Source organism: Maribacter sp. 4G9 (genome assembly GCF_002742265.1).
Taxonomy (GTDB): Bacteria; Bacteroidota; Bacteroidia; order Flavobacteriales; family Flavobacteriaceae; genus Maribacter.
The window spans coordinates 1-24045 of the sequence record NZ_MDGL01000179.1 but is presented as its reverse complement, the minus strand read 5'-3'; the positions used below and the strand labels follow the sequence as shown (position 1 = coordinate 24045).

The window sequence follows — 24045 nt, the reverse complement described above, 5'->3', positions numbered from 1 at the left end:
GTTTGCGGCCTTCGCGCCTAAAATACTACCTTTGTAGGGATGTTACAAAAAGTTTTATCCTTTCTACCGGTCCCTTTCTTGTTTCTTATGCAAACCAATGCCATGATGGCTCAACGCAGCTTGGACAATACCCTGAAATTGTTGAATAAGCAATCCGTACCCTACATCCAACCGGAGAACTTGGAAACGAATGATTCCATCGTCCTATTGGACGCACGGGAACTAGGCGAATTTGAGGTAAGCCACTTAAAAAATGCCATTTGGGTAGGAAATTCAGATTTCGACCCTGCCAACGTGCTGCAAACGATTCCTGAAAAGGACCAACCCATTGTAGTGTATTGCTCCATAGGCGTACGTTCCGAGGATATTGGTGAAAAACTACAGGAATTAGGCTACACCAATGTAAAGAATCTCTACGGGGGCATCTTTGAATGGAAGAATCAAAATGGAACCGTCTATAATCCCAAAGGCGTTGCGACGGACAGTGTTCACGCGTACAATCGCTTATGGGGAAGATTATTGAAGAAAGGTGTTAAGGTGTATCAACCTTGAACGACCAAAGACCTAAAATAGCTGTTTCCTTAACAACATTAAACACTTCTGACCCTTGGGCATCCTACAGACCAATAAAAACGTAAAGGACGAAAAAACCATAGACTTTACCTTGGCGAACAGCAAGAATTTGCTACTAATCTTTACCAGAAATCCAGAACTTGGAAAGGGAAAAAGACGCTTGGCGGCCACGGTAGGCGACCAAACGGCCTTGGACATTTACAACTTTCTGCTGGACCATACGGTAAAGATCACTTCTGGATTATATGCCGAAAAAATAGTCTACTACTCAGAGGAAATCTGGGAAAAGGACATTTGGGACCAAAGTATTTATACTAAAAAACGACAAATAGGTACCGATTTAGGTGCCCGGATGCTCCATGCCTTTCAGGACGGGTTTGGCAGCGGTTATGAAAAGATAATAATCATTGGCAGTGATATGTACGACCTTAGCCAAGATGACCTGGAAAATGCCTTTAGGATTTTATCGCAAACCGATTTCGTGATAGGCCCGGCAGCGGACGGAGGATATTATTTGTTAGGGATGAAAAAGCTGAAACCCGAACTTTTTACGGATAAGGATTGGGGAACGGATACCGTTTTGGAAGCGACCCTTTTCGATTTGAAAAACGAAAAAAAAGAACTTTTAGATATCAGAAACGATGTAGATCATTATGAGGATATAAAGGACCATCCGGCCTTTGCCCCATTTTTAAAAAATAGATGAGTATGCAAAAAAAGCAATTGGAAGAATCCGTAGCGCACTTGAGATCAAAGGGTTTTGACCACCCTGAAATAGGAATTGTACTGGGCACCGGACTGGGGAGGTTGGTCGATGAAATCAAGGACCCCATTGAGGCCCACTATAACCATATCCCTTTCTTTCCCTTGGCCACGGTAGAATTCCATACGGGAAAATTGGTTTTTGGAACCATCGAGGATAAGAAAGTAGTGGTCATGCAAGGCCGTTTTCACCTCTATGAAGGGTATGATTTCCTGGATATCACCTACCCCATCCGGGTGATGCACATGCTCGGTATTACCAAACTCTTTATTTCCAACGCGGCGGGGGCCATCAACCTCGATTATAAAAAGGGCGATATGATGTTGATCGAGGATCACATCAATCTTCAGGGGGGATCTCCCCTTGCCTTTAAGAACGTTTCCGAATTTGGACCCCGTTTTGTGGACATGTCGCAGCCCTATGACAGGGACATGGGGCAAAAATTGCTCGCCATTGCCAACGAACATGGCATATCGTTAAAAACAGGGGTCTATGTCTCCGTGGTGGGCCCGCAGTTGGAGACCAAGGCGGAATACAGAATGTTGAAAATTTTAGGGGCCGATGCCGTGGGAATGAGCACCGTGCCGGAGGTCATTGTGGCCAACCACTTGGAACTGCCCATTGTGGCCGTATCCGTTTTGACCGATGAATGTGATCCGGACCATTTGGAGCCTGTAAACATATCCGAAATAATCTCGATTGCCGAAAAGACAGAGCCCAAAATGGTAAAACTCTTCAGGGAACTTATCAAACAATTGTAAAAGGGGTTCCCCAAATGTTGATGTTAGAAATGCAAAAAGAGGTTCCCAATATCAGTATCATCATCCCCGTATTGAACGAGGAAGATTATATACAAAGGGTATTGGGAAAAATTTTTGAGCATTCGACCACGACCCGCATAAAGGAAATTTTGGTCGTGGACGGTGGCAGTACGGACCAAACCGTTTCCTTTGCCAAAAAATTGGGGGTCCCTGTAATCTCCAGTCCCAAAGGACGGGCCCGGCAAATGAACTTGGGGGCCAAAAAGGCCCAAGGGGAAATCCTATATTTTATTCATGTTGATAGCTTGCCTCCTTTTGGTTTTGACCAAAAGATCATCGATTCCTATACCAAGGGGAAAAAGGCAGGATGCTTTAGGCTCCGTTTTGATACGCCCAGTCTTTTTCTTGGGTTTTTCGCATGGTGTACCAAAATCAATCGGCCTATTTGTCGCGGTGGGGACCAATCCCTGTATGTTGGAAAGGAACTTTTTGAAACCCTGGGCGGATTTGATCTAAGCTATAAGGTTTATGAGGACAACGAGTTCATCGGGCGTCTGTATAAAAGGACCTCGTTCAAAATCATCAACGATTATGTGGTAACCTCGGCACGTAGGTACATGCAGAAAGGTATGATAAGTTTACAATACCACTTTGCCGTCATTCACTTAAAACACTATTTGGGCAAGGGTCCAGACACCTTGTACGATTATTACAGGAGGAATATCGCCTTGTAACTATCGTTCCTCAAAGTCCAAAATAACGCCTTCGGAAATCCATTTGGCCAAAGCCTGTCTATTATCAGGATCTAAAATACGTCGCTGGTCCTTTTCATTGCGTATGTTCCCAATTTCAATAAAGGTCATGGCCGGATGCGTCTTTTTTACCAAAAACAGCGAGGTACGGTCCTCAAAAGTACCGGAATAGTTTCTGTTGGGCTGGTACTGCCTGTATTTCGCATCGAAGGTCTTATGGATACTTTCTGCCAAGCGCTTCCCGTTTTGGCTCTTTTCGTGATGGTAAAAGAAAACATCTATGTTTTGCCCCTCGCTCCTGCTATCCACATGGGTAACAATGAGTCGCTGGTAAGCGCCCTTGTTCTGCTTGTACAGATCGTTCACGATATCCACGCGCTGTTGCAATCTGTCTAATTGGTTCAAGGGGATTTCGGTATCCGGATAGGCGACCTCATCACGGTCCATTTCCAAAATACGCTCGTCACGAATGCCATCGTTTTCATCCCGGATGATAATATAGACCGTAGCTCCATGGGCCAAAAGTTCCTTGGCCAAACGCAAGGTGATATCATAGGCATATTCATCCTCAGATATGGATTTGCCAGCATATACGGCCATCGCACCGGGGTCTGGTCCACCATGACCGGAAACCAAGTAGTAGATAGCCCCTTTCAACCGTTCACTTTTAGAAACTACCGTTTTATGGTCCTCACCAAAAATATCATAGGTCTTAGAAGCTATTTCCTTCACTTTCTTGGCTTGCTTTTGAATAGAATCCACAACGGGCACCGTGTCAAGTTCCATTTTGGGAATAATGTAGGTTCTACCTTCCAAAAGATGTAGGCTGTCCCGGAGGTTATCCATGTTGATGTCTATGAAATCATGGTAGTACTCATAGGGATTTACCCCATGTTTTCTCAAGAGGGAATAAATACCATCGCCCTTTTCTGCGGTAACGGTGGCCAAGGTATCCTGCCCATACAAAAGAACGCATTGTGCTAAAAAAAGAAAAACAAACAAGAAAGACTTACGCATCATACCTTTCATAAAATCAAAGTCCGTGCCGAAGAATCCGTAAAAAACCTCTTAGTTTTCAAGGTCCAAATGGGAGTAATCCTCCAAAATACTATCGTTCAACAAACCCACCAAAGGTTTCTTTCCAGCTTTTAGGCTGAACCCGCCTTGCAGGGTTTTGGAGCCATCGTTAAAGTTCAAAATGACTATGGGCGGAATCAAGTTGTTGGCCAAGTATAGACTGGCATCATCCTTAAAGGGATTTGGCTCCTTATTATCCTTCAAGGGTATCGCGCCATTTTTTCGAAGTACGTTCTCCAAAACGAAGGCCAGCTGTCGCCCTTCCCTACTTTTGGCGTTGTGACTTATACTAACGACAGAATTTTCGAGGGTTCCAAAAGAGTCCTCCATCAAAATCACCCGTTGGTAAGCACCGTTGTGCCTTAAATACTTTTTGTTGATTGCGCTGGAATAATTGCCGTAGAGCTCCTTCTTTTCCAACTTGGGAAGCGAATCCAATGCCAACCCCCCTATTTTGGAGTCTTCCAGTAGATACACCCTGGCCCCTCTTACCATGAGGTCATTGGCCAATTGCAGGGTCAGTTGATCAAATCGTTTTTTAGACTCCCTTCCGCCAGAATGCAAAAAGTAATAGACCATATTTTGTAAGGTGGTATCCTTTTGGCCCATCAAGGACAACTGCGATTCATTGAAAATGGGCGCTTCCACACCTTCGCCCGTGTCAATTCGGACTCCGGTTCCCTTAAACGAATCGGGGGCATCGGGAAGAATGTACTCCTTACCCACGATCAGCTCGCTTCCGTTTTTGATGTTATCGGCATTCAATTTTAGGAACTGCTCATAATATTTAATGGGATGGATTCCTGATTTCCTCAAAACGGAAAAAATGCCATCGCCCGTTTTGGCCACGATGGTATTTGTCGATGCTTGGGCCGAGGTGGTATGGTTGGTCAGAAACAGAAAGCAAATGAATAAAATCCTTAAAAGGGAGGTTGGTTTTTGGCTGTACATGTTGATAGTGTTCTTACTACAAAGATTATCAAAAATAATAGCCTTGTCAAAGCGGCGGCACAACTTATTTCAAAAACAGGTGGTTTTGGACGGATAACTTATTAAAACAGGCATAAACACCATACTAATCCTTATGCAATCTATAGTAATTGGCGATGATGGATTGGGAAGGTTTGTTTTGGGGCGTAAATCGGTTGTCCTTTTCCCCCCCAGAGCGGTCATGCTGTATGAACCATTTCCAGACGAAGCCGCCGGCGAACCATTCCTCATTCCAAAATTCCTCAAAAATGGCCTTTTTGGCATTGGACTGACCATCCATGTTCACTCCTTCCTCGGTACGGTCTACCAGCCATGGTTTCTTGGCCGTAAAATCCATACTTCGATAACCGTATTCCGTGAAAAGTACAGGTCTTTGGGTCTGCAAGGCCAATTCGGAAATTTTCTGTTTCCAAGGCTGCCAACCTAACTTCAGTTCTTCCACCGAAGGTGTTTTGGATTCGGACAGGGGGAAATAGGCATCGATACCTATAAAATCCAATTGTTTCCAAAAGGGAGTTCTGGCATATTCGTCCCAATTGGCCGCATAGGTCAATTTACCGGAATAGACCTTTCGGACTTTGTCAATCAGTTCGTTCCAGTATTCAGGCCGATTCTTCACAAAGGTTTCAAGTTCCGTACCGATACAAAAAATAGGTGTTTTGGTTTCCTCGGCCAGCTCGGCATAATTAAGGATGAATTTATCGTAGGAAGCCTCTAAGATTTTCCAATCTTCAGGCGATTTCATGTTGATGGTGCCCGTAAACTGTCCGCCCCCAATCCAAATCTGTGGCTTTACCATAACCTGCAAGCCGTTCTTTTTCAACAGTTCGATGTATTGCTTGGCACCTTTTCTGGTTTCCCCGAACCACTGTCTTTCCGTATCAAAAATAATGTTGGGGGAAGTAAGGTCGCGAATAAAACCAAATGGCATTACTGCGGCACTATTGGCATGGATCTTTATAATCTCGTCCACGTGGGGCTGGGCCGCCTCTTCCCTTGAGGCGACAAAACTGACACCATTAAACTTTTTTTGTGCCTTACTGGTACAGCAAAACTGAAGAAAACAGAGTAATAGCAGGCCTAAGTTCCTCATAATTAAAGATTATGAAAACTAAATTAGAGGATTTTATGTATTGCCCACTATGGGGAAGTCCAAATATTATGTTAAAGTACATCAAGTAATTATCCTAAGGAAGCGGACCTTTAGGGGGTACGCTATTTTCATGTATACGAATTTAAAAATATTGACCGATGCCAAAGACAATACCGTTGGCCCCGTCCGGTGTAATTCCGTATCCGTAGTCTATCCTAAAAATAGCATTGAAAATGCGCTTATGTATAAACCGTAAACCCAATCCAGGGTATACCCTCAGGTTATTGGAATCAAGGAAATCATTGAAATCGCCCCCTGGGTTTCTCCAGGTACCGCCATCCACAAAAATATTACCTTGGACCGCAAAGTTATTTTTTTCGAGTATGGTATGTCTGTATTCGGTATTGAGGACAATAGCCCCTGTTCCCCTGTCTATGGTATTGCCCACCCCGCGAATATTCAAATTATTATCCACGGTAAAGGGTGCGAAGGGACTATTCACATTACTTGCCAAACCCAAACGGAGTCGGTTGGCCCAGTTGCCCCTGTTCCCAATTCTTTTGTAATAGGTAAAATCGTTAAAGCCGATAAAGAATTCGGGGAGGTTGACATCTGAACTTCCCACGTATTGAAAATTCAACTGGCTTCTAAAGCCTTCCACATAATAATAGAAATAGTCCAGCCCATCATGGTCAAAAATAAGTTTAAACAAATGCTTGTCCACATTCAAGTTCAACGGCACTTGAGGACTTGTGGCGCCGGATAGATATTCATAATCCTCCACAAAGAAACTAAAACCAAGTTCCATCCTATTTTTTAGGTCGAATTCATAAAGTCCCAAAAGCTCCGCCCCTGTGTTCCCATATCGGTAATCTGCCGTACCATTGTCCAGAAATACAGGTTCCAAGGTTGAGAAGTTGTTATAGTTGAACGCTAGGCCCAGTTTATTGGAAAAGAGATAGGGAGCCCGTACGGCAAAGCCGTAGGAATTATATACATCCAACTGATAAAATGCACCCAAGGTAATGTTCTGTCCAAAAGCATTGAATTCCTGAAGCCCCACCCTAAAGGCAAAATCGTCATTGGAAGAACTGAACAAATTGGCAAAAGGAATCAACGTGAAATTTTCCTCGATAACGTATTGTACCTGATAATTTCCATTTTCCGACGGCACAACAAGATAATAAGCGTTCGCCACGGAAGGCAATCGCTTTAAACGCAACATATCGCTTTCCATTAGTGCGGAGTCCAACGCCATGCCCTGCCCAAGTGCAACAAATTTATCGATGAACGATGCTTTGGTACGCTTGGTTCCTTTGAACTGCAATTTTACTACATTGGATTGTTGGCCATGTAAAGCGACAAAACAAAATAGAAAGAAAAGCACCTGTATTCTACTATTCATTCTTTCAATTTGGTTAACTGCATGGTGTTGGTTGGTGCTATATTTAAATATAAAAGTACATTATAGTAACCAACATTTTAAGTACTGGTAAAAAACAAAATAGGCCTAGTTTAACATTAAAAAAGGCCTTGGACAATCTATAAAACTCCATCTAAAAAATACCTCTCAATCCAATATTAAAAGTTTCCCCTAGACCCGTATTGCTTCCACGCACAAAATTGGTATACAACACTTCCAGATTTAAGGCTCTTGTCAATTGATATTTGGCACCACCTCCCAAAGCGGTGAAATCCTGTGGAAAATTATTTCCCAAATCCAAGCGTTGGGAATGTTGCGCCAGCACCAACACCGTAAATTTACTGGAGGGAAAATAACTTAGGAACAGGCCGGGAGTGAGGTTCAAACTATTATTTGCAAAACTTTCGTTTTGGTCGCCAAAACTAAATTCGGAATTGATTTCGCTAAAAAGTTGCCATTTATCCCCGGGGAAAGTGTAATCATAAAAGAACCTATTTTGCCAGATATATCCCTTTTGGTCCAAAAATACCCCATTTTCCACCTCGTTATCTACCAAGGGTATAAAAAAGGAGCTTTGAATGGAAAAGTTGTTCAAGGAAGCAATTGGTACAAATTTTATGGAAGGGGCTATGGAAGTTAGACCGGAACGGGCCGTATTTTCCTCGCCATCAAATTTAAAGACCTCGAGGGCGTCCCTTCCGCCCACTACATTGGACCGTAGTTCAAAAATGGCCCCCACGTTCCATCTCTTGTTGTTTCCAACACCGGTATACGCTTCCAGAGTAGTCGTAAAAAATGTTTGTCTAGGCTGCTTACCCACGGCAAAGGTGCTTTCTGTTTCCGTATATAAATTATTGAACCATTTAAGGTCATATTGTCCTTTACCGATGAGTTTGGACGGGGTATACTGTTGTATATTACTTCTGGTCTGCACACTATCTTGGGCATTTAGACCAAGAAAGACACATAAAAATAATGTGAGCGCAATGATTGCTTTCCTAATTGTCATTTCAGTTCTTTAAGTTTTATTTTACTTCGTTAAGGGCCCAATCATAGGCATAATAAGAGGTCTTTGAATCCGAAGGCAGTTTTTCATTTCGGTAGCGGTTTATAAAATCAAGTACACTTCCTTTTTGTTCAAAATCCCCTTTGTACCACTCGAAAATTTGTGAGATCTTGACCTTGTTCTTGTTGATCTGTATAAATTGCGGATTGTTCAGGGCGAGTACCGTCTGGGCCTGTAGCTGGCTTTCCAGTTTTTCGGGTACATAGGCCATATCGATAATGGGTGGACAACCCAATCCGGCACAGACCAATACAAAGTGGAATCTAGCCTCCCCTGGAAATTCTGCACGTAACATTTTGTTTTCTATATCGTTCAAAGTCAACGACTTTCCGCCAATACTATGCTTTTTCTTGTCAAAGAAACCCCGAATGTCCAAGGGCGATTTTATTGGATACCCAGTAACGATACCGTCTATTACCAGTAAGTTGTAAGCATTGATCCAAAAAGCATGGTAATTGCTTGCATTGGATTTTTGTACCGAAATATCTTCGGCATCCTTCAATATCGACTTTAAAACCTCAGGATTCTTCTTAATGGCCTTATAGTTGACGAGCCCATTTTCCACATAGGACTTAAAAAAAGCATCGGACGTATCAAAAAAATTGGTCAATTCCTGTGCCGGAAGGTTGTATGCTAGTATCAAAAAAAGCAGTATCGTTGGGACATTTAGTTTCATAATCAATTTAATTTTTAGTTGCACTTGGCTTTGGGTTAGGTCGTATATTCGGTACATATCCTACAAAAACTTCCTAAATCATTTAAAAAGCTTAGCTGTGTTCTATCAACGGAGCAAAATTCAAGGAAAAGAATCACAGAATAATCACGTTTTTATAAGCTTTCTTGTTAGTTTTTTGTAATCTTTCTAAATTACCTTGCCGCCATTAAGTTTTAAATCACATTTGCGACCAAGCAACTATAAATAGCAACCATGCAGCACATTGTCATTATTGGAAACGGAATATCGGGCGTAACCCTGGCCCGACATGTACGGAAATTATCCGACAAAAAAATCACCATCATTTCTTCCGAATCCGATTATTTTTTCTCCCGTACGGCCCTTATGTACGTGTACATGGGCCACATGAAATTTGAACACACGCAACCCTACGAAAACAACTTTTGGAAAAAAAATAGGATCGAACTATTGAAGGGCTATGTAGAAAAAGTGCTAGCCGATAAAAAAACGGTTTCCCTTTCCAATGGAAGCAAAATTGCTTACGATGCGCTGGTTATCGCCACAGGCTCCAAACCCAATAAATTTGGCTGGCCCGGGCAAGATCTGGAAGGCGTACAGGGACTTTATTCGAAACAGGACCTAGAGCAATTGGAAAAGAACGCTCCCAACAAGAATGTTTGTAAACGAGCGGTTATAGTAGGTGGTGGGCTCATTGGCATCGAAATGGCAGAAATGTTGCGAAGCAGGGACATCCCGGTGACCTTTTTGGTGCGTGAGACAAGTTTTTGGAACGGGGTGTTGCCCAATGGGGAATCGGAAATGATCAATGAGCACATTAGGGAACACCATATTGATTTGCGGTTGGATACCAATTTAGAGAAAATTATATCGGATGAAAATGGCAGAGCCAAAGCCGTAGTGACGGATAAGGGAGAAACTATTGCGTGTGATGTGGTAGGATTGACTGCTGGCGTAACGCCCAACATAGATTTCCTTAAGGATTCCGGTATTGAACTGGGCAAAGGGGTCAAGGTAAACCGATTGCTGGAAACCAACATTAAAGATATCTACGCCATTGGGGACTGTGCGGAACAACACGAAGGGATTGGACTGCGAAGACCTATAGAGGCCGTTTGGTATACCGGACGCATGATGGGCGAAACCTTGGCACAGACCCTTTGCGGCAACCCCACCGAATACAATCCTGGGCACTGGTTCAACTCGGCCAAATTCTTGGACATCGAATATCAGACCTATGGATGGGTGTTCAGCGAGCGAAACAAAAAGGAATATGAAGAACATTTTCACTGGAGGCACCCCAAGGAGAAAATTTGCATTACCATGGCTTTTCATAAAGAAAGTCATGCTTTTTTGGGTATCAATAACTTCGGCATCCGTCTACGGCATGAACTGTTCGATAGATGGCTGAACGAAAAACGACCCGTAGAATATGTATTGGAACATTTAAAGGATGCCAATTTTGACCCTGAACTATATGCCACCTATGAGGACGCCATCGTTTCAAAGTTCAATGCAGATTTTGGCCAGAACATCCAACCTAAAAACAAGAGTTGGAAAAGAATACTAAACCTTCACTAGACACAGACCGACATTCAAAAACAACGACCATGAGTACTCTAGATAAAAGCATGTCCCTATCCGGGGAACCACCAAAGGCCTTGAACACCAACCAGAAAATATCCGTGTTGATCGGAATGACCGGTCTTGGCATTCTTGTCCTGCAACTCTTCAACCTGCAATTGGGCAACAGTGCCCTTTGGTTGAGCATCTCCCTATTGTTGATTTTCTTGGGCGTGTTCCTATTTTCCCAAGCAGCCTATGCCCATAAACACGAGGGTATAAAAAACGACGGGGTGTGGTTCAAATCCATTTCAAGTAGGGGACTTATGGGCTGGCTGACCGGGATAGCACTGACTGGGTTTTACATTGTCCTCTATTTCTATCCGGAGTATTTGGGCTTGGTCCAAGACGGTGATAACCGGGGGTTGATTGCCCTCTTTGACCCGCTGAGCAGGGCTTTGAGCGGGAATCCGGCCAGTCAGTGGTTCGTATATGGAACGCTGTACACCGTAGGTATTTTGGCCTTTGGGATAAAATTTATGTGGAAATACCGGCATAACGGCTATCAACAGCTACGGACACTCAGCGTCATGTTCTTCCAGACCGCCTTCGCCTTCATCATTCCGGAAATCATGGCACGGTTGAACGGGGACCTTCCCTATTACGACCTTAAGAATATGTGGCCCTTGAACTATTACAATTTTGAACGCTATCGAATCAACGGGTTTATTGATGCGGGGGATGTTGGCTTGGCCATGTTGCTCTTTGGCATCCTCTCCATTTTCGTGATTTCACCCATATTGACCTATAAATTCGGGAAACGATGGTATTGCTCCTGGGTTTGCGGTTGCGGTGCCATGGCGGAAACGGTGGGTGATCCTTTCAGACAATTGAGCGATAAATCCAAGTTCGCCTGGAAGGTAGAAAGATGGGTCGTTCATAGCGTTGTGGTTTTTGTAACCTTAATGACCACGGCCGTTATCTACTCCTATTTGGGGAACGACACCAGTAAGTACTGGTTGACCAAAACATCCTTCCTAATTGGGGTTGCGGTTATACTGACGGCTGTTTTTGCTTGGGCGATGATTTTTAAAAGAGATCAGTTGCAAAAAGATGCCCAATATGGGGCCTTAGGTTATTTCACGATCATTGCGGTGCTTTTGGGCATGCACTTTTTTAGCGGGGAGGGGAACATTTTCCTTTTCAAGTCGAGTACCTTAAGAACAACCTACAGCTTTTTAATAGGGAGCATCTTCTCGGGTGTTATTGGAACGGGCTTCTATCCCATTTTTGGCAGCAGGGTTTGGTGTCGCTTCGGATGTCCCATGGCGGCCATCTTGGGCTTTCAGCAACGCTTATTTTCCAAATTTAGGATTACCACGAATGGCGGCCAATGCATTTCCTGCGGCAATTGTTCCACCTACTGCGAAATGGGTATCGACGTACGTGCCTACGCGCAAAAAGGCGAGAACATAGTACGTTCCAGCTGTGTAGGCTGCGGCATCTGTTCCGCCGTATGCCCCCGCGGTGTATTAAAACTGGAAAACGGTCCACAGGAAGGTCGCATAAACCCTACTGAAGTTCTTTTGGGCAATGATGTTGATTTGATGGAGTTGGTGAATAGAAAGTAGGTCTTAATAAGTATGTATATGGGTCCTCGACAGGCCTGTCCTGAGCGTAGCCGAAGGGCTCGGACTGACAATCGAATTACGAAATGTCACGCTGAGCTTGTCGAAGCGCAGGTCAATAAAAAAGTTGGCTACAATTTTATGTTTTAGGTCCTCGACAGGCCTGTCCTGAGCGTAGCCGAAGGGCTCGGACTGACAATCGTATGATAAATGTCACGCTGAGCCTGTCGAAGCGCATTAATTCAATTGAATGAAATTCTACTACGTATACATTTTAAAATGTTCGGACGGCACGTTGTACACTGGCGTGACCAATGACTTGGACAAAAGAGTAATTCAGCATCAAAATGGCTTCAGAAAAGATAGTTATACCTATTTAAGAAGACCTGTAAAATTGGTTTGGCAGATTCAATGTGAAAATCCATCCGAAGCGATAAAAATCGAAAAACAGATAAAGGGTTGGTCGCACCGAAAGAAACAGGCTTTGATAAATGAAAACTGGAGCGACCTTATTAAGTTTTCTAAAAATTACACGCAGTTTGGAAAAGGAGAATAATTCCTTTCCAATTGTCACGCTGAGCCCATTCAACCGCAAAAAGGTGTCCAAAAGGCATATGTAATCGGTTCTCCACCAGCTCGGACTGACAAATAAAAACCGAAATGTCACGCTGAGCTGGTCGCAGCTTATACAACCAAAACTTCAACCTCATTAATAAGAAGTATTCCAAAAGCTTGTAAGTTATTGTTACTTTTGCGACTGATTTCACTTTAACAAGGCTAACCGCTATTTCCCTTTAAGATAATGACAGACATTAAGGTTATTATTCCCGCCTTTAATGAAGCAGATTCCATTGCGCATGTCATTAAGGACCTCCCAAAATCGGTTTCAGAAATAATAGTTATTAACAATGCCTCTACGGATGCAACGGTAGAAAACGCCCGTAAAGCCGGGGCTACAGTCCTTACCGAGACCAAAAAAGGCTATGGCTATGCCTGTCTTTGTGGTATGGACTACATCGCCAAACAATCCAAACAACCGGATATTATCGTATTTATCGATGGAGACTATTCTGACTATCCGGAGGAATTGGACAAGTTAGTAGCTCCCATTATTGAAAACGATCTTGATTTTGTTGTAGGGGCCAGAAAAAAAAGTTTGCGGGAAGAGGGTTCCATGACCCCGCAACAGGTTTTTGGCAACCAATTGGCCACATTTTTAATGCGCTTGTTTTTTGGGTCGAAATTTACGGATTTAGGACCTTTTAGGGCGATAAAATACGAAAGTCTCAAAGAATTGAAAATGGAGGACAAAACGTACGGATGGACGGTGGAAATGCAATTGAAAATTTTGCGAAAAAAAATGGCATATACCGAAGTACCAGTACGTTACAAAAAAAGAATTGGCGTTTCAAAAGTGTCCGGTACGGTAAAAGGTACTATCTTTGCCGGAGTAAAAATATTGGGTTGGATCTTTAAATACAGTTTAAAATAATATGGCACTTACCATCTCTTACATTATCATCGCAATCTATAGTATTGCACTGCTGTTGATCTTCTTTTACAGTTTGGCCCAATTGAATCTTTTGGTCAATTACCTTACCCAAAAAAGAAAGAACCAGACAGCACCAAAATTCAATTTATTAGATCCCAAGGAAATTCCATTTGTGACCATCCAGCTACCCGTGTACAACGAGGAATATGTCATGGAACGCCTTTTGGAGAACATTGCCAAAATAGAATACCCAAAAAGTAAACTGGAAATCCAGGTACTGGACGATTCTACCGATGACTCGGTTGCCGTTACCGCGCAACGCATTTCAGAACTACAGGAAACCGGGTTGGACATACAACATATTCGAAGGACCGATAGAACGGGCTTTAAGGCCGGAGCGCTCAAGGAAGGACTAAAGATTGCCAAGGGCGAGTTCATTGCCATCTTTGATGCCGACTTTATGCCATCTTCCGATTGGTTAAAGAAAACCGTCATCTATTTTAAAGATCCTGAAATTGGCGTGGTACAGACCCGTTGGGGACACTTGAACCGTGACTATTCCACCTTGACCAAAATACAGGCTTTTGCCCTCGACGCCCATTTTACCTTGGAACAAGTAGGTAGAAATGCCAAAGGACACTTTATCAATTTTAACGGTACCGCAGGTATTTGGAGAAAAGAGACCATCTTGGATGCCGGTAACTGGGAGGGCGATACCTTGACCGAAGATTTGGACCTTAGCTACCGTGCCCAGTTAAAGAACTGGAAATTTAAATACTTGGAGGATGTAGAAACCCCTGCCGAGCTTCCCGTGGTAATCAGTGCGGCACGTTCCCAACAGTTCCGTTGGAACAAGGGCGGTGCGGAAAACTTTAGAAAGACCGTTTGGAGCGTCATCACCGCCAAGAACATTCCTTTCAAGACCAAATTCCATGGGGTGATGCACCTATTGAACAGTAGTATGTTCCTATGTGTGTTTTTGGTAGCCCTTTTAAGCATCCCTGCGCTATATATCAAAAACACTTTTGGGCACTTGGATTGGGTATTCTCACTGTTGAATCTATTTGTGGTAAGCACCATCATTCTTTTTATCTGTTATTGGTTTACCTATAAGAGCGTACAGGGCAGTAGTTTTGATGGATTTGTAGACTATATCAAATTGTTCTTTACCTTCTTCTCAGTGGCCTTGGGCTTTTCCCTGCACAACTCCATTGCGGTATTGGAAGGCCATATGGGCAAGCGCAGTGAATTTGTACGTACGCCCAAATTCAATATAAACAATCTGACCCAGAGTTGGAAGGGCAACAAGTATTTGGCCAAGAAATTGTCCCCCAATATGATCTTGGAATTCGCCTTGATGTTGTACTTCCTTTTTGGCATGTACAGTGCAGTTCCGTTGAACGATTTTGGACTCTTCCCGTTCCACTTTATGTTGTTCCTAGGCTTTAGCTTTGTATTCTTTAAAAGCTTAACGGCCCGGGCATAAAAGACAAATTTGTTTAAATATAAAGGACGGCGATGGCCGTCCTTTTTTATGCCCTTATGTTATTATTGGTTATATTATTCATGTAAAAGAAATATAGATTATTAATGATCTAAACACAATTGTTGATGTACAAATATTCATTTAATTCTTATTGTTTTTCAAAGGTATTCATCGGTAGCTACGCTCGGTCATCCCGCTCTTCGAAGTTTTAAAGTAGGTGATGCATTGATGAAGTGCGAGGTTTGCAAACTTCGCACAGCGGGCATTCCATATACGGGCATTTTGTATATCAACAATTTGAAAAGTACCCAATTGATATATAAAATGCCTGACCCCTAAAAATTATTCACCCCTTTGTATATAGTGGATGCGCAATAAATGGTATCTTGTAAAAAAATAGCATAAATACAGAGATATTTATGTGTTGTGTGCAATGTCGGAACTACCGTAAAAAAACAAAAATCGAGTATCAAAATAGAATATGTTCTACAAACTCAAACCGAAAGAAAATCTGGATTTAAGGAATAAATTGTTTCTTGAAAAAGGAATAGTAGCCTTGAAAAAACAAGGATTTGAAAAAAGTCCATTTAATACAGATTGGTATGGAAGAACAAACCATAATGATTTCTCATACACAATGTACAGATTAAAAAAAGAAAATGAGTTGCAAAAAATAGAAACTCATATTTTGAGAAATGAAAATTGGATTCAGATAAGATTAAACATTTTCAAGATAAGACCTGAAATCAATTCTCTTGAAGAACTGAAAGAATCTGACGGATTAAAATTCCATTTACCACCAAATAGTTTGACCGAAATGAGATTACGTTCGGACACTTATGACTGTATGCCTTTGTTTTATATGTTGTTTTTACCTGAACATAAAATTGGAAGGTATTTTACGAAAAATGGATTTAATAAAAGGCTGAAAGAGTTATCAGAACTCGTACTAAAAGATATGAGGAATATTGATTTTTATATTGCCAAATGGAAAGAAAAATATAAGCCAAAAACTGTAAATTGGAAAAGTGATACTAATGAAAAAATAAAAAACACTGCACACAACACCGTATAAAATTAATTGCTAGTGCAAGCTTACTTACGAAAATCCACGTGGATTTTCTATTCGGTTTTTATTTGCTAAATTAGGTGCTTAAACACGCAACTAATCTTATACAATCACGATGATGTACAATTCACCTAAAGGTGAACCCAAGTCGCTACATTGTCGCCAAAGGCTCCAATTCCCGCCCCTTGGGATTTGTACATCATCGCAGGGCCATGCCAGTTTGCATAATCCGTAGGATGAGGGACCATCCAACCTATCACCTTTAGGCGCCATCGAGGAAAACTGTACATATCAACGGCTATATGCAACCTGGCCACGTTCAACACGTATTTGTAAATTTATCCCAACAAGTTGCGTAAATTTAAAACCCGTAACGTGGCTTCACATAGCCCTGCGTTGTGTGCCATTTGAAAAAAACGCGTGAACTACCAAGAAAAACATACCAAAGGATTTATTTCCAACTTCATAAAAAGCTTTTGGGAGTTTGAAACTTGCGAAAATGAATGCAACTACGAAATACTTCCAGACGGATTTTTCGACTTGATTATTGAAATCAAAAATGGGCAAATTACTAAAGTTTCGCTGACAGGAGTTTGGACAAAACAAATCCAAATTTCCATACCAAAAAACACCAAACTGATTGGAGTTCGCTTTAAGCTGATTTCTGCCGAATATGTTTTCAAACAGTCAATCAAAGAAATCAAAAACACAAAAACGGAACTACCATTGACTTTTTTTGGCTTCGAAAATTTTGAGTTTTGCAGTTTTGAGAAGTTTACCGATTCGATAACCGAGAAACTGCAATACGGACTCAAAAACCTAAAAGAAATCGACAGCAGAAAATTTGAACTTTTCAAGATTCTTTACGAACGAAAAGGCGAAATTTCAGTCCAAGAACTTTCAGAGCGGATTTTTTGGAGCAGTCGGCAAATTAACAGATATTTCAACAGCCGTTTCGGATTTTCGCTCAAAACATTCTGCAATATCCTAAAATGTCATTCTTCGTTAAAGCATATTGCGAACGGCAAACTTTTCCCAGAAAACGATTATTACGACCAAGCCCATTTTATCAAGCAAGTAAAGCAAATCACGGGTTCGACACCAACAAATCTGTACCTCAACAAAAACGACCGATTTTTACAATTGACCACCATTCAGGAAACGTAAATTTGTGCTTTCAATTAAAAAACAGAGAAATGAAAGCAAACAAATTAACGCCCAATTTTGAGGTAAAGAACATTAGGGAAACCATAGAATTTTATCAAAATGCTTTAGGTTTTTCGTTGGTAATGGCAGTTCCCGAAACACAGGACGGAATTGAACAATCATTAACGGACGGAAAGGAATACGTTTACGCCTTGGTAAGCAAGGACAGCGTAGAAATGATGTTCCAAAGAACCGATAGTTTTAAAGAAGATGTTCGTCTTGCAAAAGAACTTTCAATGGGAGCGAGTGTTTCGTTCTATATGGAAATTGACGGAATTGACAACTTTTACGAGCAAATAAAGGACAAAGGCTTGAACCCGACCGAACTGAAAACGGCTTGGTACGGAATGCGTGAATTTTACTTAAAGGACAATAACGGCTACATACTTGGATTTGCAGAAAAAAGTGAGTAATGGACATAGAAACCTACCGAAACTACTGCCTTTCCCTAAAAGGTGCAGAAGAAAAAATGCCATTTGACAAAACGACTTTGGTATTTTCCGTTAAAGGCAAAATGTTTTCCTCGACCAACATTGAGACCTTTGAACTTATCAATGTAAAATGCGAGCCCGAAAAGGCTCTGTTGCTTCGAGAAAAGCACGAAGAAGTAATCCCAGGCTATTATATGAACAAAAAACATTGGAACAGTATTTTGACCAATGGAAAAATAACGAACGGACAGATGGAAGAATGGATTAAAGATTCATACGACTTAGTGGTTTCGGGACTACCGAAAAAGATACAGAACGAACTTGAAAATGAATAAAAAACGGCACACAACACGGTGTATAAGCAATAGCGGTTTAGGTACTAACCTGAACCGTTTTTTCATTTTAAAAAAGTATATTGTTATCCGAAAAGTAGTCGCTTGAAACCCGCTACTGCTCATACACAAGACCGATGATGTACAATTCACCTAAAGGTGAACCCAAGTCGCTACATTGTCGCCAAAGGCTCCAATTCCCGCCCCTTGGGATTTGTACATCATCGCAGGGCCATGCCAGTTTGCATAATCCGTAGGATGAGGGACCATCCAACCTATCACCTTTAGGCGCCATCGAGGAAAACTGTACATATCAACGGCTATATGCAACCTGGCCACGTTCAACACGTATTTGTAAATTTATCCCAACAAGTTGCGTAAATTTAAAATCCGTAACGTGGCTTCACATAGCCCTGCGTTGTGCTTCAGCTAAAAAACAAATGGACACAAAAAAAGAATATCATTTCCCATCAGAAATACCTAATAAAAATCCAAGTAATACATATTTAGATGTCGTTGACCAATCTATAAAAAGTGTTTATTTTAGAACAGCTTTAGCTAACCTTTATGAGACAATGGAAAAACGTTGGAATGGAGAAAAAGGTCTTGACAATGAGATAAACAGATTGAAAGAAGTATGTAAGAAAAGAATAGGTTGGATAATTGACTTGGACAACCTTCCAAAAATAAAACCAAGTTTAAGTGACTAAAAATTTTTATCAATTAAAAGCCCATTAGGAGTACAAACAATAATAACCCAAGGACTTTCCCCATCAAGTGTTTGAGACACATCCATAGAATTAAAATCTTTTTGTGCGTCTCTTCCTTGAGAGTTTATACCTTCATTGGGTATTGATTTTATAAAATCGTCTGAAAAAGGAATCTCATTTAAAATAACTTTCGGTTTCATAATAAAAAGTTTTTGACTAATTTAACAAACTAATTCTGACTGACAAACAGAACGCACAAATAAAAGCCGAAAGCACAACAATGTGTATAAGCAATAAAGGCTAAACGACAATCCTTAAAGTAGTCGCAAAAACAATCACAACAACAGCTCGAAAAGGCAGTAAATAAAAACCTTTACTGCTCATACACGAGACCGATGATGTACAATTCACCTAAAGGTGAACCCAAGTCGCTACATTGTCGCCAAAGGCTCCAATTCCCGCCCCTTGGGATTTGTACATCATCGCAGGGCCATGCCAGTTTGCATAATCCGTAGGATGAGGGACCATCCAACCTATCACCTTTAGGCGCCATCGAGGAAAACTGTACATATCAACGGCTATATGCAACCTGGCCACGTTCAACACGTATTTGTAAATTTATCCCAACAAGTTGCGTAAATTTAAAATCCGTAACGTGGCTTCACATAGCCCTGCGTTGGCAACAAGCTGATAAAACAACCGAAAAATGAATGAATTTGGTGGAAATTGGACTAAAATAAAAATTGAGATTCTTGTAGAATATGCAAAGGCTTATCTACAAATAATGAAAGATAAACACTTCTTCGAGCTTCTCTATTTTGACGGTTTCGCTGGTTCAGGCTCAATTATCAAAGACGATAAAGTAGATATTGACATAACCGTTGGTGCCGCTAAAAGAATTGTTGAAATTGACAATCCAAGACCTTTCGATATCTACTACTTCGTAGAAAAGGACGAAGAAAATTTGGAGAGTCTAAAAGAAGTTACAAAAGATTTATTTCCTCAAAAACAAATATTTCTAGCTAACGAAGATTGTAATAGAAAGCTAATAGACCTTTCAAACTTTTTAAGAGACCAAAAAAACAAATCAGTAAGGACTTTAGCCTACATTGACCCTTGCGGAATGCAAGTTGAATGGCGTTCTATTGAATCTTTAAAAGGTTTAAATCTTGATATGTGGATATTAGTCCCGACAGGTTTAGGCGTTAATCGTTTACTAAAAAAGAATGGACAAATTTCAGAGGCTTGGTTGACTAGACTCGAAAAATTTCTTGGGATAAGCAAAAACGATATAACAGATTTATTTTACACTAAAAGCCCAACATTATTCGAGGAATTTACTCATATTCAAAAAGAAGATAAAGCAATTGAAAAATCGGCTGAATTATATGGAAACAGATTAAAAGAAGTTTTTGAACACGTTTCTAAACCTTACGAATTAAAAAATTCGAGTAATTCAGTTATGTATCATTTATTCTTAACTTCCAACAATAAAACAGCAGTGAAAATTGCTAACGATATTGTAAAAAAATATAATAGATAAATATGGCTCAATCAAGTATAGAATGGACAGAAATGACTTGGAATCCTACAACTGGATGCACTAAAGTTTCCCAAGGTTGTAAATTCTGTTATGCAGAAATTATGTCTAAACGACTTCAAGCTATGGGAGTTGAAAAATATAAAGACAATTTCAAAGTTCGTACACACGAATCTGCCTTAAAAGTGCCTTATACTTGGAAAAAGTCAAAAGTAGTTTTTGTAAACTCGATGAGTGACTTATTTCACGAAGAAATACCACTAGAATTTATAAAAAAGGTTTTTAAGGTAATGAACGATAATCCGCAACACGTTTTTCAAGTCTTGACAAAAAGAGCGGAAAGATTATTGGAATTGCACAAAGAATTAAAATGGAGTCATAATATTTGGATGGGTGTTTCAGTTGAGGAGCAAAAAGTTGAAAATAGAATTGACTATTTGAGAAAAACTAATGCAAGAGTAAAATTTCTCTCGCTTGAACCATTAATTGGAGCACTTCCGAATTTGAATTTGAAAAAAATTGATTGGGTAATTGTTGGTGGAGAAAGTGGACACAATCCAAGACCAATGGATGCTGATTGGGTAATTGATATTCAAGAACAATGTGAAAAGGCAGACGTTGCGTTTTTCTTCAAACAATGGGGCGGAAAAAACAAAAAGAAAAATGGCAGAGAATTAAATGGTCGAACCTATGACGAAATGCCAGAAATAGAATTGCAACATAGCGTCTGAAAAGAAAAGCCAGTTGCCAACAACGTATATAAAAAATAGCGGATTAGTCGCTTAAACAAAAGAAAATGAATAAATTATAGGTCATTGTTAAACTGAAAAATTAGTTTGTAAAACCCGCTACTTTTCATATACAAGACCGATGATGTACAATTCACCTAAAGGTGAACCCAAGTCGCTACATTGTCGCCAAAGGCTCCAATTCCCGCCCCTTGGGATTTGTACATCATCGCAGGGCCATGCCAGTTTGCATAATCCGTAGGATGAGGGACCATCCAACCTATCACCTTTAGGCGCCATCGAGGAAAACTGTACATATCAACGGCTATATGCAACCTGGCCACGTTCAACACGTATTTGTAAATTTATCCCAACAAGTTGCGTAAATTTAAAATCCGTAACGTGGCTTCACATAGCCCTGCGTTGTGTGTCATTTAATACACGTTAATAATAATATTTTGGACTTATGAAAAACAATTTTGACAAAGAAACCAATCTTTACCGATTTATTAAAGTAAACGGACTTGATGATATTACTAAATTTAATATATCTGACATTTCAGTATATACATATTTAGAACAAGAACAAGTCGATAAACTAAAACACATAAAAGAAAATCTATACGAGCTAAACGGAAATTATTTTATTCCTTCTGACCTTGATTAACTTTTTGCTTGTTTTTCATTTCATCAATAGCTAAACAAACACCTTTAAATTCATCATCAGACAAATTAAGAACTTGTTTCGCTTTATTTAATTTTTCAAATACTAAATCCATACCAAATGCAACTCGACGTATTCATTTCAAACACACTAAAATCAATTATAAAAGGAATTAAAGAATCGCAAGATTTCGCAAATGAAAACGGTGCGAGAATTAATCCTCATGTCGGAAAGTGGGATTTTGATAAAAACCAAACAACATATTTCGGAAACGAAGAAGGCGCAAGAGCTGTATCTAAAATAGATTTTGATATAGCTGTAACCACATCAAGCTCACAAGAAACAGGTGGAGAAGGCGGAATTAATGTTTATTCGTTAAAACTTGGTGGAAAATTATCTGACAAAGAGATAAATGAATCAGTTTCAAGAATAAAGTTTAGCCTAAACATTGCGCTTCCTAATGTTGAACCTTAACGAATGATTTTAGCAATAGTAATGAAAAAGAACTTATAATATTTAAACTCACGCTTATAATCTATTCTAAAAGGAATAAAATTATCTGCCTTTAAAACCGAAATAATAAAATTACAAACCGACTTAAACATAAAAAACGCCACACAACACAGTATAAAATTAATTGCTAGTTGTTTCCTTTTTGGAAACTAATTGCGTGATTCTTTTGTATTGCTTATTTTTAAAGTTAATATTTAGTACACGCAACTAATCTTATACAATCACGATGATGTACAATTCACCTAAAGGTGAACCCAAGTCGCTACATTGTCGCCAAAGGCTCCAATTCCCGCCCCTTGGGATTTGTACATCATCGCAGGGCCATGCCAGTTTGCATAATCCGTAGGATGAGGGACCATCCAACCTATCACCTTTAGGCGCCATCGAGGAAAACTGTACATATCAACGGCTATATGCAACCTGGCCACGTTCAACACGTATTTGTAAATTTATCCCAACAAGTTGCGTAAATTTAAAACCCGTAACGTGGCTTCACATAGCCCTGCGTTGTGCTTCATTATAACCAACCGCTAACCAATGATAAAAATCTTTAGAAAAATCCGCCAAAACTTGCTTATGGAAAACAAAACTGGAAAGTATTTTAAATATGCAGTTGGGGAAATAATACTTGTTGTTATTGGGATTTTGATTGCATTACAAATAAATAATCTCAATAATAATAGACAGCAAAGAAAAATAGAGCAAACTTATTTATTATCACTAAAATCTGAATTTAAAACTAACCTAAATAAAATTGATGATTGTCTCACAAAAAATAAAAATCTAATAAATTCAGTTGAAAATATGCTATCATTATTTGATACTAATATTCGCGACACCATTAGTGAAAAAATAGTGTCTGAAATTATATATTCAGTTTTTAAAGGAGATGCAACATACACCCCTTCAAAAGGAGTCTTGACAGATATTATTAGTTCTGGGAATCTTAATCTAATTCAAAATGAAGGATTAAGACAAAAAATCGCATCTTTCGAGAGCACATTGGATTATTTAAAAATACAAGAAAACTATACTCTTGCAACGAAAGATATAATGCTAAAGCAATTAAATAAAAATGGAAGTGTACGAAGAGTTTTAGCTAACAGAGGTCTTAATTTTGAGTATGAATCAATTTCGGACAATTCAAGCAATAAGGGAGTTTTCGGTTTAATTGAATTTGAAAACAATCTTTTAGATTACTATTTAACAATTCAGGCGACTAATGGACCAAGATTTTTTGGTGGAATAAAAGAGCAAATAGAGGAAATTTTGGTTGACATTGAATTGGAAATAAAAAAATAACGAAAGCACAACAATGGTAACCGTTGCACAAGATATTAATCCGTGAAAAAATGGATCCGTACAAGCCTCTTTACGGGGCTTTTTTTGGTCCGCCTTAGATTGGCAGCGCTAATCTTGGATGCCTTACAAAAGCACCGAACAACGGTTCAAGGGCACTTTTGGCCCATCTTGCCAAAGCTGGTGTCATTA

At 40.2% G+C, this 24045-nt stretch carries 32 protein-coding genes; 19 read left to right on the top strand and 13 right to left on the bottom strand.

Annotation, left to right across the window (positions count from 1 at the left end):
• Positions 1-39 precede the first annotated feature (39 nt).
• From BFP75_RS18585 to BFP75_RS18570, 4 genes are all read left to right on the top strand, one after another.
• Positions 40-552 (top strand): rhodanese-like domain-containing protein, encoded by a 513-nt coding sequence (locus tag BFP75_RS18585; protein WP_240531830.1) that lies wholly within the window; start codon positions 40-42, stop codon positions 550-552.
• A gap of 61 nt (positions 553-613) precedes the next feature.
• Positions 614-1279 (top strand): TIGR04282 family arsenosugar biosynthesis glycosyltransferase, encoded by a 666-nt coding sequence (locus tag BFP75_RS18580; protein ID WP_240531839.1) that lies wholly within the window; start codon positions 614-616, stop codon positions 1277-1279.
• A gap of 2 nt (positions 1280-1281) precedes the next feature.
• A complete protein-coding gene (locus BFP75_RS18575; protein WP_099546834.1) occupies positions 1282-2097 on the top strand; it encodes a purine-nucleoside phosphorylase in 816 nt (271 codons plus the stop codon).
• 29 nt (positions 2098-2126) lie between these two features.
• Positions 2127-2831 (top strand): TIGR04283 family arsenosugar biosynthesis glycosyltransferase, encoded by a 705-nt coding sequence (locus BFP75_RS18570; protein WP_099546911.1) that lies wholly within the window; start codon positions 2127-2129, stop codon positions 2829-2831.
• Here the strand turns inward: BFP75_RS18570 and BFP75_RS18565 are convergent, their stop codons facing one another.
• The 6 genes from BFP75_RS18565 to BFP75_RS18540 all read right to left on the bottom strand — a co-directional run bounded on the left by BFP75_RS18565 (position 2832) and on the right by BFP75_RS18540 (position 9174).
• Complete coding sequence (locus tag BFP75_RS18565; RefSeq protein WP_410504099.1) at positions 2832-3866, bottom strand: N-acetylmuramoyl-L-alanine amidase family protein; 1035 nt, start codon at positions 3864-3866, stop codon at positions 2832-2834.
• 51 nt (positions 3867-3917) lie between these two features.
• Positions 3918-4877 carry a hypothetical protein gene (locus tag BFP75_RS18560; RefSeq protein ID WP_099546833.1) on the bottom strand — a complete coding sequence of 320 codons (960 nt, stop codon included), beginning with the start codon at positions 4875-4877 and terminating at the stop codon, positions 3918-3920.
• Positions 4878-5001: 124 nt separating this feature from the next.
• On the bottom strand, positions 5002-6009 hold the full coding sequence (locus BFP75_RS18555) for a glycoside hydrolase family 113 (RefSeq protein WP_099546832.1): 1008 nt from the start codon (positions 6007-6009) through the stop codon (positions 5002-5004).
• Positions 6010-6151: 142 nt separating this feature from the next.
• Entirely contained in the window at positions 6152-7414 is a 1263-nt protein-coding gene (locus tag BFP75_RS18550) for an outer membrane protein assembly factor (protein ID WP_099546831.1), read from the bottom strand.
• A gap of 151 nt (positions 7415-7565) precedes the next feature.
• Positions 7566-8441 carry a hypothetical protein gene (locus tag BFP75_RS18545; protein ID WP_099546830.1) on the bottom strand — a complete coding sequence of 292 codons (876 nt, stop codon included), beginning with the start codon at positions 8439-8441 and terminating at the stop codon, positions 7566-7568.
• Between the two features lie 16 nt (positions 8442-8457).
• On the bottom strand, positions 8458-9174 hold the full coding sequence (locus BFP75_RS18540; RefSeq protein WP_099546909.1) for a DUF547 domain-containing protein: 717 nt from the start codon (positions 9172-9174) through the stop codon (positions 8458-8460).
• A 252-nt stretch (positions 9175-9426) separates the two neighbouring features.
• Between BFP75_RS18540 and BFP75_RS18535 the strand changes: the two genes are divergently transcribed.
• From BFP75_RS18535 to BFP75_RS18510, 6 genes are all read left to right on the top strand, one after another.
• Complete coding sequence (locus tag BFP75_RS18535; protein WP_099546829.1) at positions 9427-10773, top strand: NAD(P)/FAD-dependent oxidoreductase; 1347 nt, start codon at positions 9427-9429, stop codon at positions 10771-10773.
• 29 nt (positions 10774-10802) lie between these two features.
• Positions 10803-12386: a 4Fe-4S binding protein gene (locus tag BFP75_RS18530; protein ID WP_099546908.1), complete on the top strand. Its 1584-nt coding sequence runs from the start codon at positions 10803-10805 to the stop codon at positions 12384-12386.
• A 247-nt stretch (positions 12387-12633) separates the two neighbouring features.
• Positions 12634-12939 (top strand): GIY-YIG nuclease family protein, encoded by a 306-nt coding sequence (locus BFP75_RS18525; RefSeq protein ID WP_099546828.1) that lies wholly within the window; start codon positions 12634-12636, stop codon positions 12937-12939.
• Positions 12940-13185: 246 nt separating this feature from the next.
• Positions 13186-13875 (top strand): glycosyltransferase family 2 protein, encoded by a 690-nt coding sequence (locus BFP75_RS18520; protein WP_099546827.1) that lies wholly within the window; start codon positions 13186-13188, stop codon positions 13873-13875.
• A gap of 1 nt (position 13876) precedes the next feature.
• On the top strand, positions 13877-15361 hold the full coding sequence (locus BFP75_RS18515; RefSeq protein WP_099546826.1) for a cellulose synthase family protein: 1485 nt from the start codon (positions 13877-13879) through the stop codon (positions 15359-15361).
• A 481-nt stretch (positions 15362-15842) separates the two neighbouring features.
• On the top strand, positions 15843-16436 hold the full coding sequence (locus BFP75_RS18510) for a hypothetical protein (protein WP_099546825.1): 594 nt from the start codon (positions 15843-15845) through the stop codon (positions 16434-16436).
• 125 nt (positions 16437-16561) lie between these two features.
• On the opposite strand, the gene BFP75_RS21995 is transcribed toward BFP75_RS18510, so the two are convergent.
• Positions 16562-16720: a hypothetical protein gene (locus BFP75_RS21995; protein WP_165776517.1), complete on the bottom strand. Its 159-nt coding sequence runs from the start codon at positions 16718-16720 to the stop codon at positions 16562-16564.
• A 130-nt stretch (positions 16721-16850) separates the two neighbouring features.
• Here BFP75_RS21995 and BFP75_RS18505 point away from each other — a divergent pair, with 130 nt between their 5' ends.
• The 3 genes from BFP75_RS18505 to BFP75_RS18495 are packed head-to-tail and all read left to right on the top strand — an operon-like array spanning position 16851 to position 18402.
• Positions 16851-17597, top strand: coding sequence for a DUF6597 domain-containing transcriptional factor (locus tag BFP75_RS18505; protein ID WP_099546824.1), 747 nt, complete (start codon positions 16851-16853; stop codon positions 17595-17597).
• 29 nt (positions 17598-17626) lie between these two features.
• Positions 17627-18049 (top strand): VOC family protein, encoded by a 423-nt coding sequence (locus BFP75_RS18500; protein WP_099546823.1) that lies wholly within the window; start codon positions 17627-17629, stop codon positions 18047-18049.
• The gene (locus BFP75_RS18495; protein ID WP_099546822.1) at positions 18049-18402 is read left to right on the top strand and encodes an MmcQ/YjbR family DNA-binding protein; all 354 of its coding nucleotides are present in this window, start codon (positions 18049-18051) and stop codon (positions 18400-18402) included. Before BFP75_RS18500 ends, BFP75_RS18495 begins: the two co-directional genes overlap by 1 nt.
• A 150-nt stretch (positions 18403-18552) precedes the next feature.
• On the opposite strand, the gene BFP75_RS21990 is transcribed toward BFP75_RS18495, so the two are convergent.
• The gene (locus tag BFP75_RS21990) at positions 18553-18711 is read right to left on the bottom strand and encodes a hypothetical protein (RefSeq protein ID WP_165776517.1); all 159 of its coding nucleotides are present in this window, start codon (positions 18709-18711) and stop codon (positions 18553-18555) included.
• Positions 18712-18839: 128 nt separating this feature from the next.
• Between BFP75_RS21990 and BFP75_RS18490 the strand changes: the two genes are divergently transcribed.
• A complete protein-coding gene (locus BFP75_RS18490; protein WP_099546821.1) occupies positions 18840-19109 on the top strand; it encodes a hypothetical protein in 270 nt (89 codons plus the stop codon).
• Here the strand turns inward: BFP75_RS18490 and BFP75_RS18485 are convergent.
• Together BFP75_RS18485 and BFP75_RS21985 are read right to left on the bottom strand one after the other, a co-directional pair.
• Complete coding sequence (locus BFP75_RS18485) at positions 19106-19309, bottom strand: hypothetical protein (protein WP_099546820.1); 204 nt, start codon at positions 19307-19309, stop codon at positions 19106-19108. The two genes, BFP75_RS18490 and BFP75_RS18485, sit on opposite strands and share 4 nt — an antisense overlap.
• A 211-nt stretch (positions 19310-19520) precedes the next feature.
• Positions 19521-19679 (bottom strand): hypothetical protein, encoded by a 159-nt coding sequence (locus tag BFP75_RS21985; RefSeq protein WP_165776517.1) that lies wholly within the window; start codon positions 19677-19679, stop codon positions 19521-19523.
• A gap of 136 nt (positions 19680-19815) precedes the next feature.
• Between BFP75_RS21985 and tcmP the strand changes: the two genes are divergently transcribed.
• A complete protein-coding gene (tcmP, locus tag BFP75_RS18480; protein ID WP_099546819.1) occupies positions 19816-20652 on the top strand; it encodes a three-Cys-motif partner protein TcmP in 837 nt (278 codons plus the stop codon).
• Positions 20653-20654: 2 nt separating this feature from the next.
• On the top strand, positions 20655-21380 hold the full coding sequence (locus BFP75_RS18475) for a DUF5131 family protein (RefSeq protein ID WP_099546818.1): 726 nt from the start codon (positions 20655-20657) through the stop codon (positions 21378-21380).
• A gap of 155 nt (positions 21381-21535) precedes the next feature.
• Here the strand turns inward: BFP75_RS18475 and BFP75_RS21980 are convergent, their stop codons facing one another.
• Positions 21536-21694 (bottom strand): hypothetical protein, encoded by a 159-nt coding sequence (locus tag BFP75_RS21980; RefSeq protein ID WP_165776517.1) that lies wholly within the window; start codon positions 21692-21694, stop codon positions 21536-21538.
• 149 nt (positions 21695-21843) lie between these two features.
• On the opposite strand from BFP75_RS21980, the gene BFP75_RS22180 reads away from it, so the two are divergent.
• Complete coding sequence (locus BFP75_RS22180) at positions 21844-22044, top strand: hypothetical protein (RefSeq protein ID WP_099546817.1); 201 nt, start codon at positions 21844-21846, stop codon at positions 22042-22044.
• Here the strand turns inward: BFP75_RS22180 and BFP75_RS22580 are convergent.
• Positions 22022-22156: a hypothetical protein gene (locus tag BFP75_RS22580; RefSeq protein ID WP_262497626.1), complete on the bottom strand. Its 135-nt coding sequence runs from the start codon at positions 22154-22156 to the stop codon at positions 22022-22024. The two genes, BFP75_RS22180 and BFP75_RS22580, sit on opposite strands and share 23 nt — an antisense overlap.
• A 5-nt stretch (positions 22157-22161) precedes the next feature.
• Between BFP75_RS22580 and BFP75_RS18465 the strand changes: the two genes are divergently transcribed.
• Positions 22162-22515, top strand: a complete 354-nt coding sequence (locus tag BFP75_RS18465; RefSeq protein WP_099546816.1) for a hypothetical protein — start codon at positions 22162-22164, stop codon at positions 22513-22515.
• A 281-nt stretch (positions 22516-22796) separates the two neighbouring features.
• On the opposite strand, the gene BFP75_RS21975 is transcribed toward BFP75_RS18465, so the two are convergent.
• The gene (locus tag BFP75_RS21975) at positions 22797-22955 is read right to left on the bottom strand and encodes a hypothetical protein (protein ID WP_165776517.1); all 159 of its coding nucleotides are present in this window, start codon (positions 22953-22955) and stop codon (positions 22797-22799) included.
• A gap of 175 nt (positions 22956-23130) precedes the next feature.
• Between BFP75_RS21975 and BFP75_RS18460 the strand changes: the two genes are divergently transcribed.
• Positions 23131-23856 (top strand): DUF6090 family protein, encoded by a 726-nt coding sequence (locus BFP75_RS18460; RefSeq protein WP_099546815.1) that lies wholly within the window; start codon positions 23131-23133, stop codon positions 23854-23856.
• Positions 23857-24045 lie beyond the last annotated feature (189 nt).

What these genes read in the sequence shown, in the direction of transcription:
- BFP75_RS21980 (WP_165776517.1), bottom strand. Translation starts at nt 21,694, where the DNA reads ATGTACAGTTTTCCTCGATGGCGCCTAAAGGTGATAGGTTGGATGGTC.
- BFP75_RS18460 (WP_099546815.1), top strand. Translation starts at nt 23,131, where the DNA reads ATGGAAAACAAAACTGGAAAGTATTTTAAATATGCAGTTGGGGAAATA.
- BFP75_RS22180 (WP_099546817.1), top strand. Translation starts at nt 21,844, where the DNA reads ATGAAAAACAATTTTGACAAAGAAACCAATCTTTACCGATTTATTAAA.
- BFP75_RS21975 (WP_165776517.1), bottom strand. Translation starts at nt 22,955, where the DNA reads ATGTACAGTTTTCCTCGATGGCGCCTAAAGGTGATAGGTTGGATGGTC.
- BFP75_RS18555 (WP_099546832.1), bottom strand. Translation starts at nt 6,009, where the DNA reads ATGAGGAACTTAGGCCTGCTATTACTCTGTTTTCTTCAGTTTTGCTGT.
- BFP75_RS18560 (WP_099546833.1), bottom strand. Translation starts at nt 4,877, where the DNA reads ATGTACAGCCAAAAACCAACCTCCCTTTTAAGGATTTTATTCATTTGC.
- BFP75_RS18550 (WP_099546831.1), bottom strand. Translation starts at nt 7,414, where the DNA reads ATGAATAGTAGAATACAGGTGCTTTTCTTTCTATTTTGTTTTGTCGCT.
- BFP75_RS18540 (WP_099546909.1), bottom strand. Translation starts at nt 9,174, where the DNA reads ATGAAACTAAATGTCCCAACGATACTGCTTTTTTTGATACTAGCATAC.
- BFP75_RS18545 (WP_099546830.1), bottom strand. Translation starts at nt 8,441, where the DNA reads ATGACAATTAGGAAAGCAATCATTGCGCTCACATTATTTTTATGTGTC.
- BFP75_RS18465 (WP_099546816.1), top strand. Translation starts at nt 22,162, where the DNA reads ATGCAACTCGACGTATTCATTTCAAACACACTAAAATCAATTATAAAA.
- BFP75_RS18475 (WP_099546818.1), top strand. Translation starts at nt 20,655, where the DNA reads ATGGCTCAATCAAGTATAGAATGGACAGAAATGACTTGGAATCCTACA.
- BFP75_RS18490 (WP_099546821.1), top strand. Translation starts at nt 18,840, where the DNA reads ATGGACACAAAAAAAGAATATCATTTCCCATCAGAAATACCTAATAAA.
- BFP75_RS18570 (WP_099546911.1), top strand. Translation starts at nt 2,127, where the DNA reads ATGCAAAAAGAGGTTCCCAATATCAGTATCATCATCCCCGTATTGAAC.
- tcmP (WP_099546819.1), top strand. Translation starts at nt 19,816, where the DNA reads ATGAATGAATTTGGTGGAAATTGGACTAAAATAAAAATTGAGATTCTT.
- BFP75_RS18510 (WP_099546825.1), top strand. Translation starts at nt 15,843, where the DNA reads ATGTTCTACAAACTCAAACCGAAAGAAAATCTGGATTTAAGGAATAAA.
- BFP75_RS18530 (WP_099546908.1), top strand. Translation starts at nt 10,803, where the DNA reads ATGAGTACTCTAGATAAAAGCATGTCCCTATCCGGGGAACCACCAAAG.
- BFP75_RS18485 (WP_099546820.1), bottom strand. Translation starts at nt 19,309, where the DNA reads ATGAAACCGAAAGTTATTTTAAATGAGATTCCTTTTTCAGACGATTTT.
- BFP75_RS18520 (WP_099546827.1), top strand. Translation starts at nt 13,186, where the DNA reads ATGACAGACATTAAGGTTATTATTCCCGCCTTTAATGAAGCAGATTCC.
- BFP75_RS18525 (WP_099546828.1), top strand. Translation starts at nt 12,634, where the DNA reads ATGAAATTCTACTACGTATACATTTTAAAATGTTCGGACGGCACGTTG.
- BFP75_RS18495 (WP_099546822.1), top strand. Translation starts at nt 18,049, where the DNA reads ATGGACATAGAAACCTACCGAAACTACTGCCTTTCCCTAAAAGGTGCA.
- BFP75_RS18535 (WP_099546829.1), top strand. Translation starts at nt 9,427, where the DNA reads ATGCAGCACATTGTCATTATTGGAAACGGAATATCGGGCGTAACCCTG.
- BFP75_RS18575 (WP_099546834.1), top strand. Translation starts at nt 1,282, where the DNA reads ATGCAAAAAAAGCAATTGGAAGAATCCGTAGCGCACTTGAGATCAAAG.
- BFP75_RS21995 (WP_165776517.1), bottom strand. Translation starts at nt 16,720, where the DNA reads ATGTACAGTTTTCCTCGATGGCGCCTAAAGGTGATAGGTTGGATGGTC.
- BFP75_RS18565 (WP_410504099.1), bottom strand. Translation starts at nt 3,866, where the DNA reads ATGCGTAAGTCTTTCTTGTTTGTTTTTCTTTTTTTAGCACAATGCGTT.
- BFP75_RS18515 (WP_099546826.1), top strand. Translation starts at nt 13,877, where the DNA reads ATGGCACTTACCATCTCTTACATTATCATCGCAATCTATAGTATTGCA.
- BFP75_RS18500 (WP_099546823.1), top strand. Translation starts at nt 17,627, where the DNA reads ATGAAAGCAAACAAATTAACGCCCAATTTTGAGGTAAAGAACATTAGG.
- BFP75_RS21990 (WP_165776517.1), bottom strand. Translation starts at nt 18,711, where the DNA reads ATGTACAGTTTTCCTCGATGGCGCCTAAAGGTGATAGGTTGGATGGTC.
- BFP75_RS18585 (WP_240531830.1), top strand. Translation starts at nt 40, where the DNA reads ATGTTACAAAAAGTTTTATCCTTTCTACCGGTCCCTTTCTTGTTTCTT.
- BFP75_RS22580 (WP_262497626.1), bottom strand. Translation starts at nt 22,156, where the DNA reads ATGGATTTAGTATTTGAAAAATTAAATAAAGCGAAACAAGTTCTTAAT.
- BFP75_RS21985 (WP_165776517.1), bottom strand. Translation starts at nt 19,679, where the DNA reads ATGTACAGTTTTCCTCGATGGCGCCTAAAGGTGATAGGTTGGATGGTC.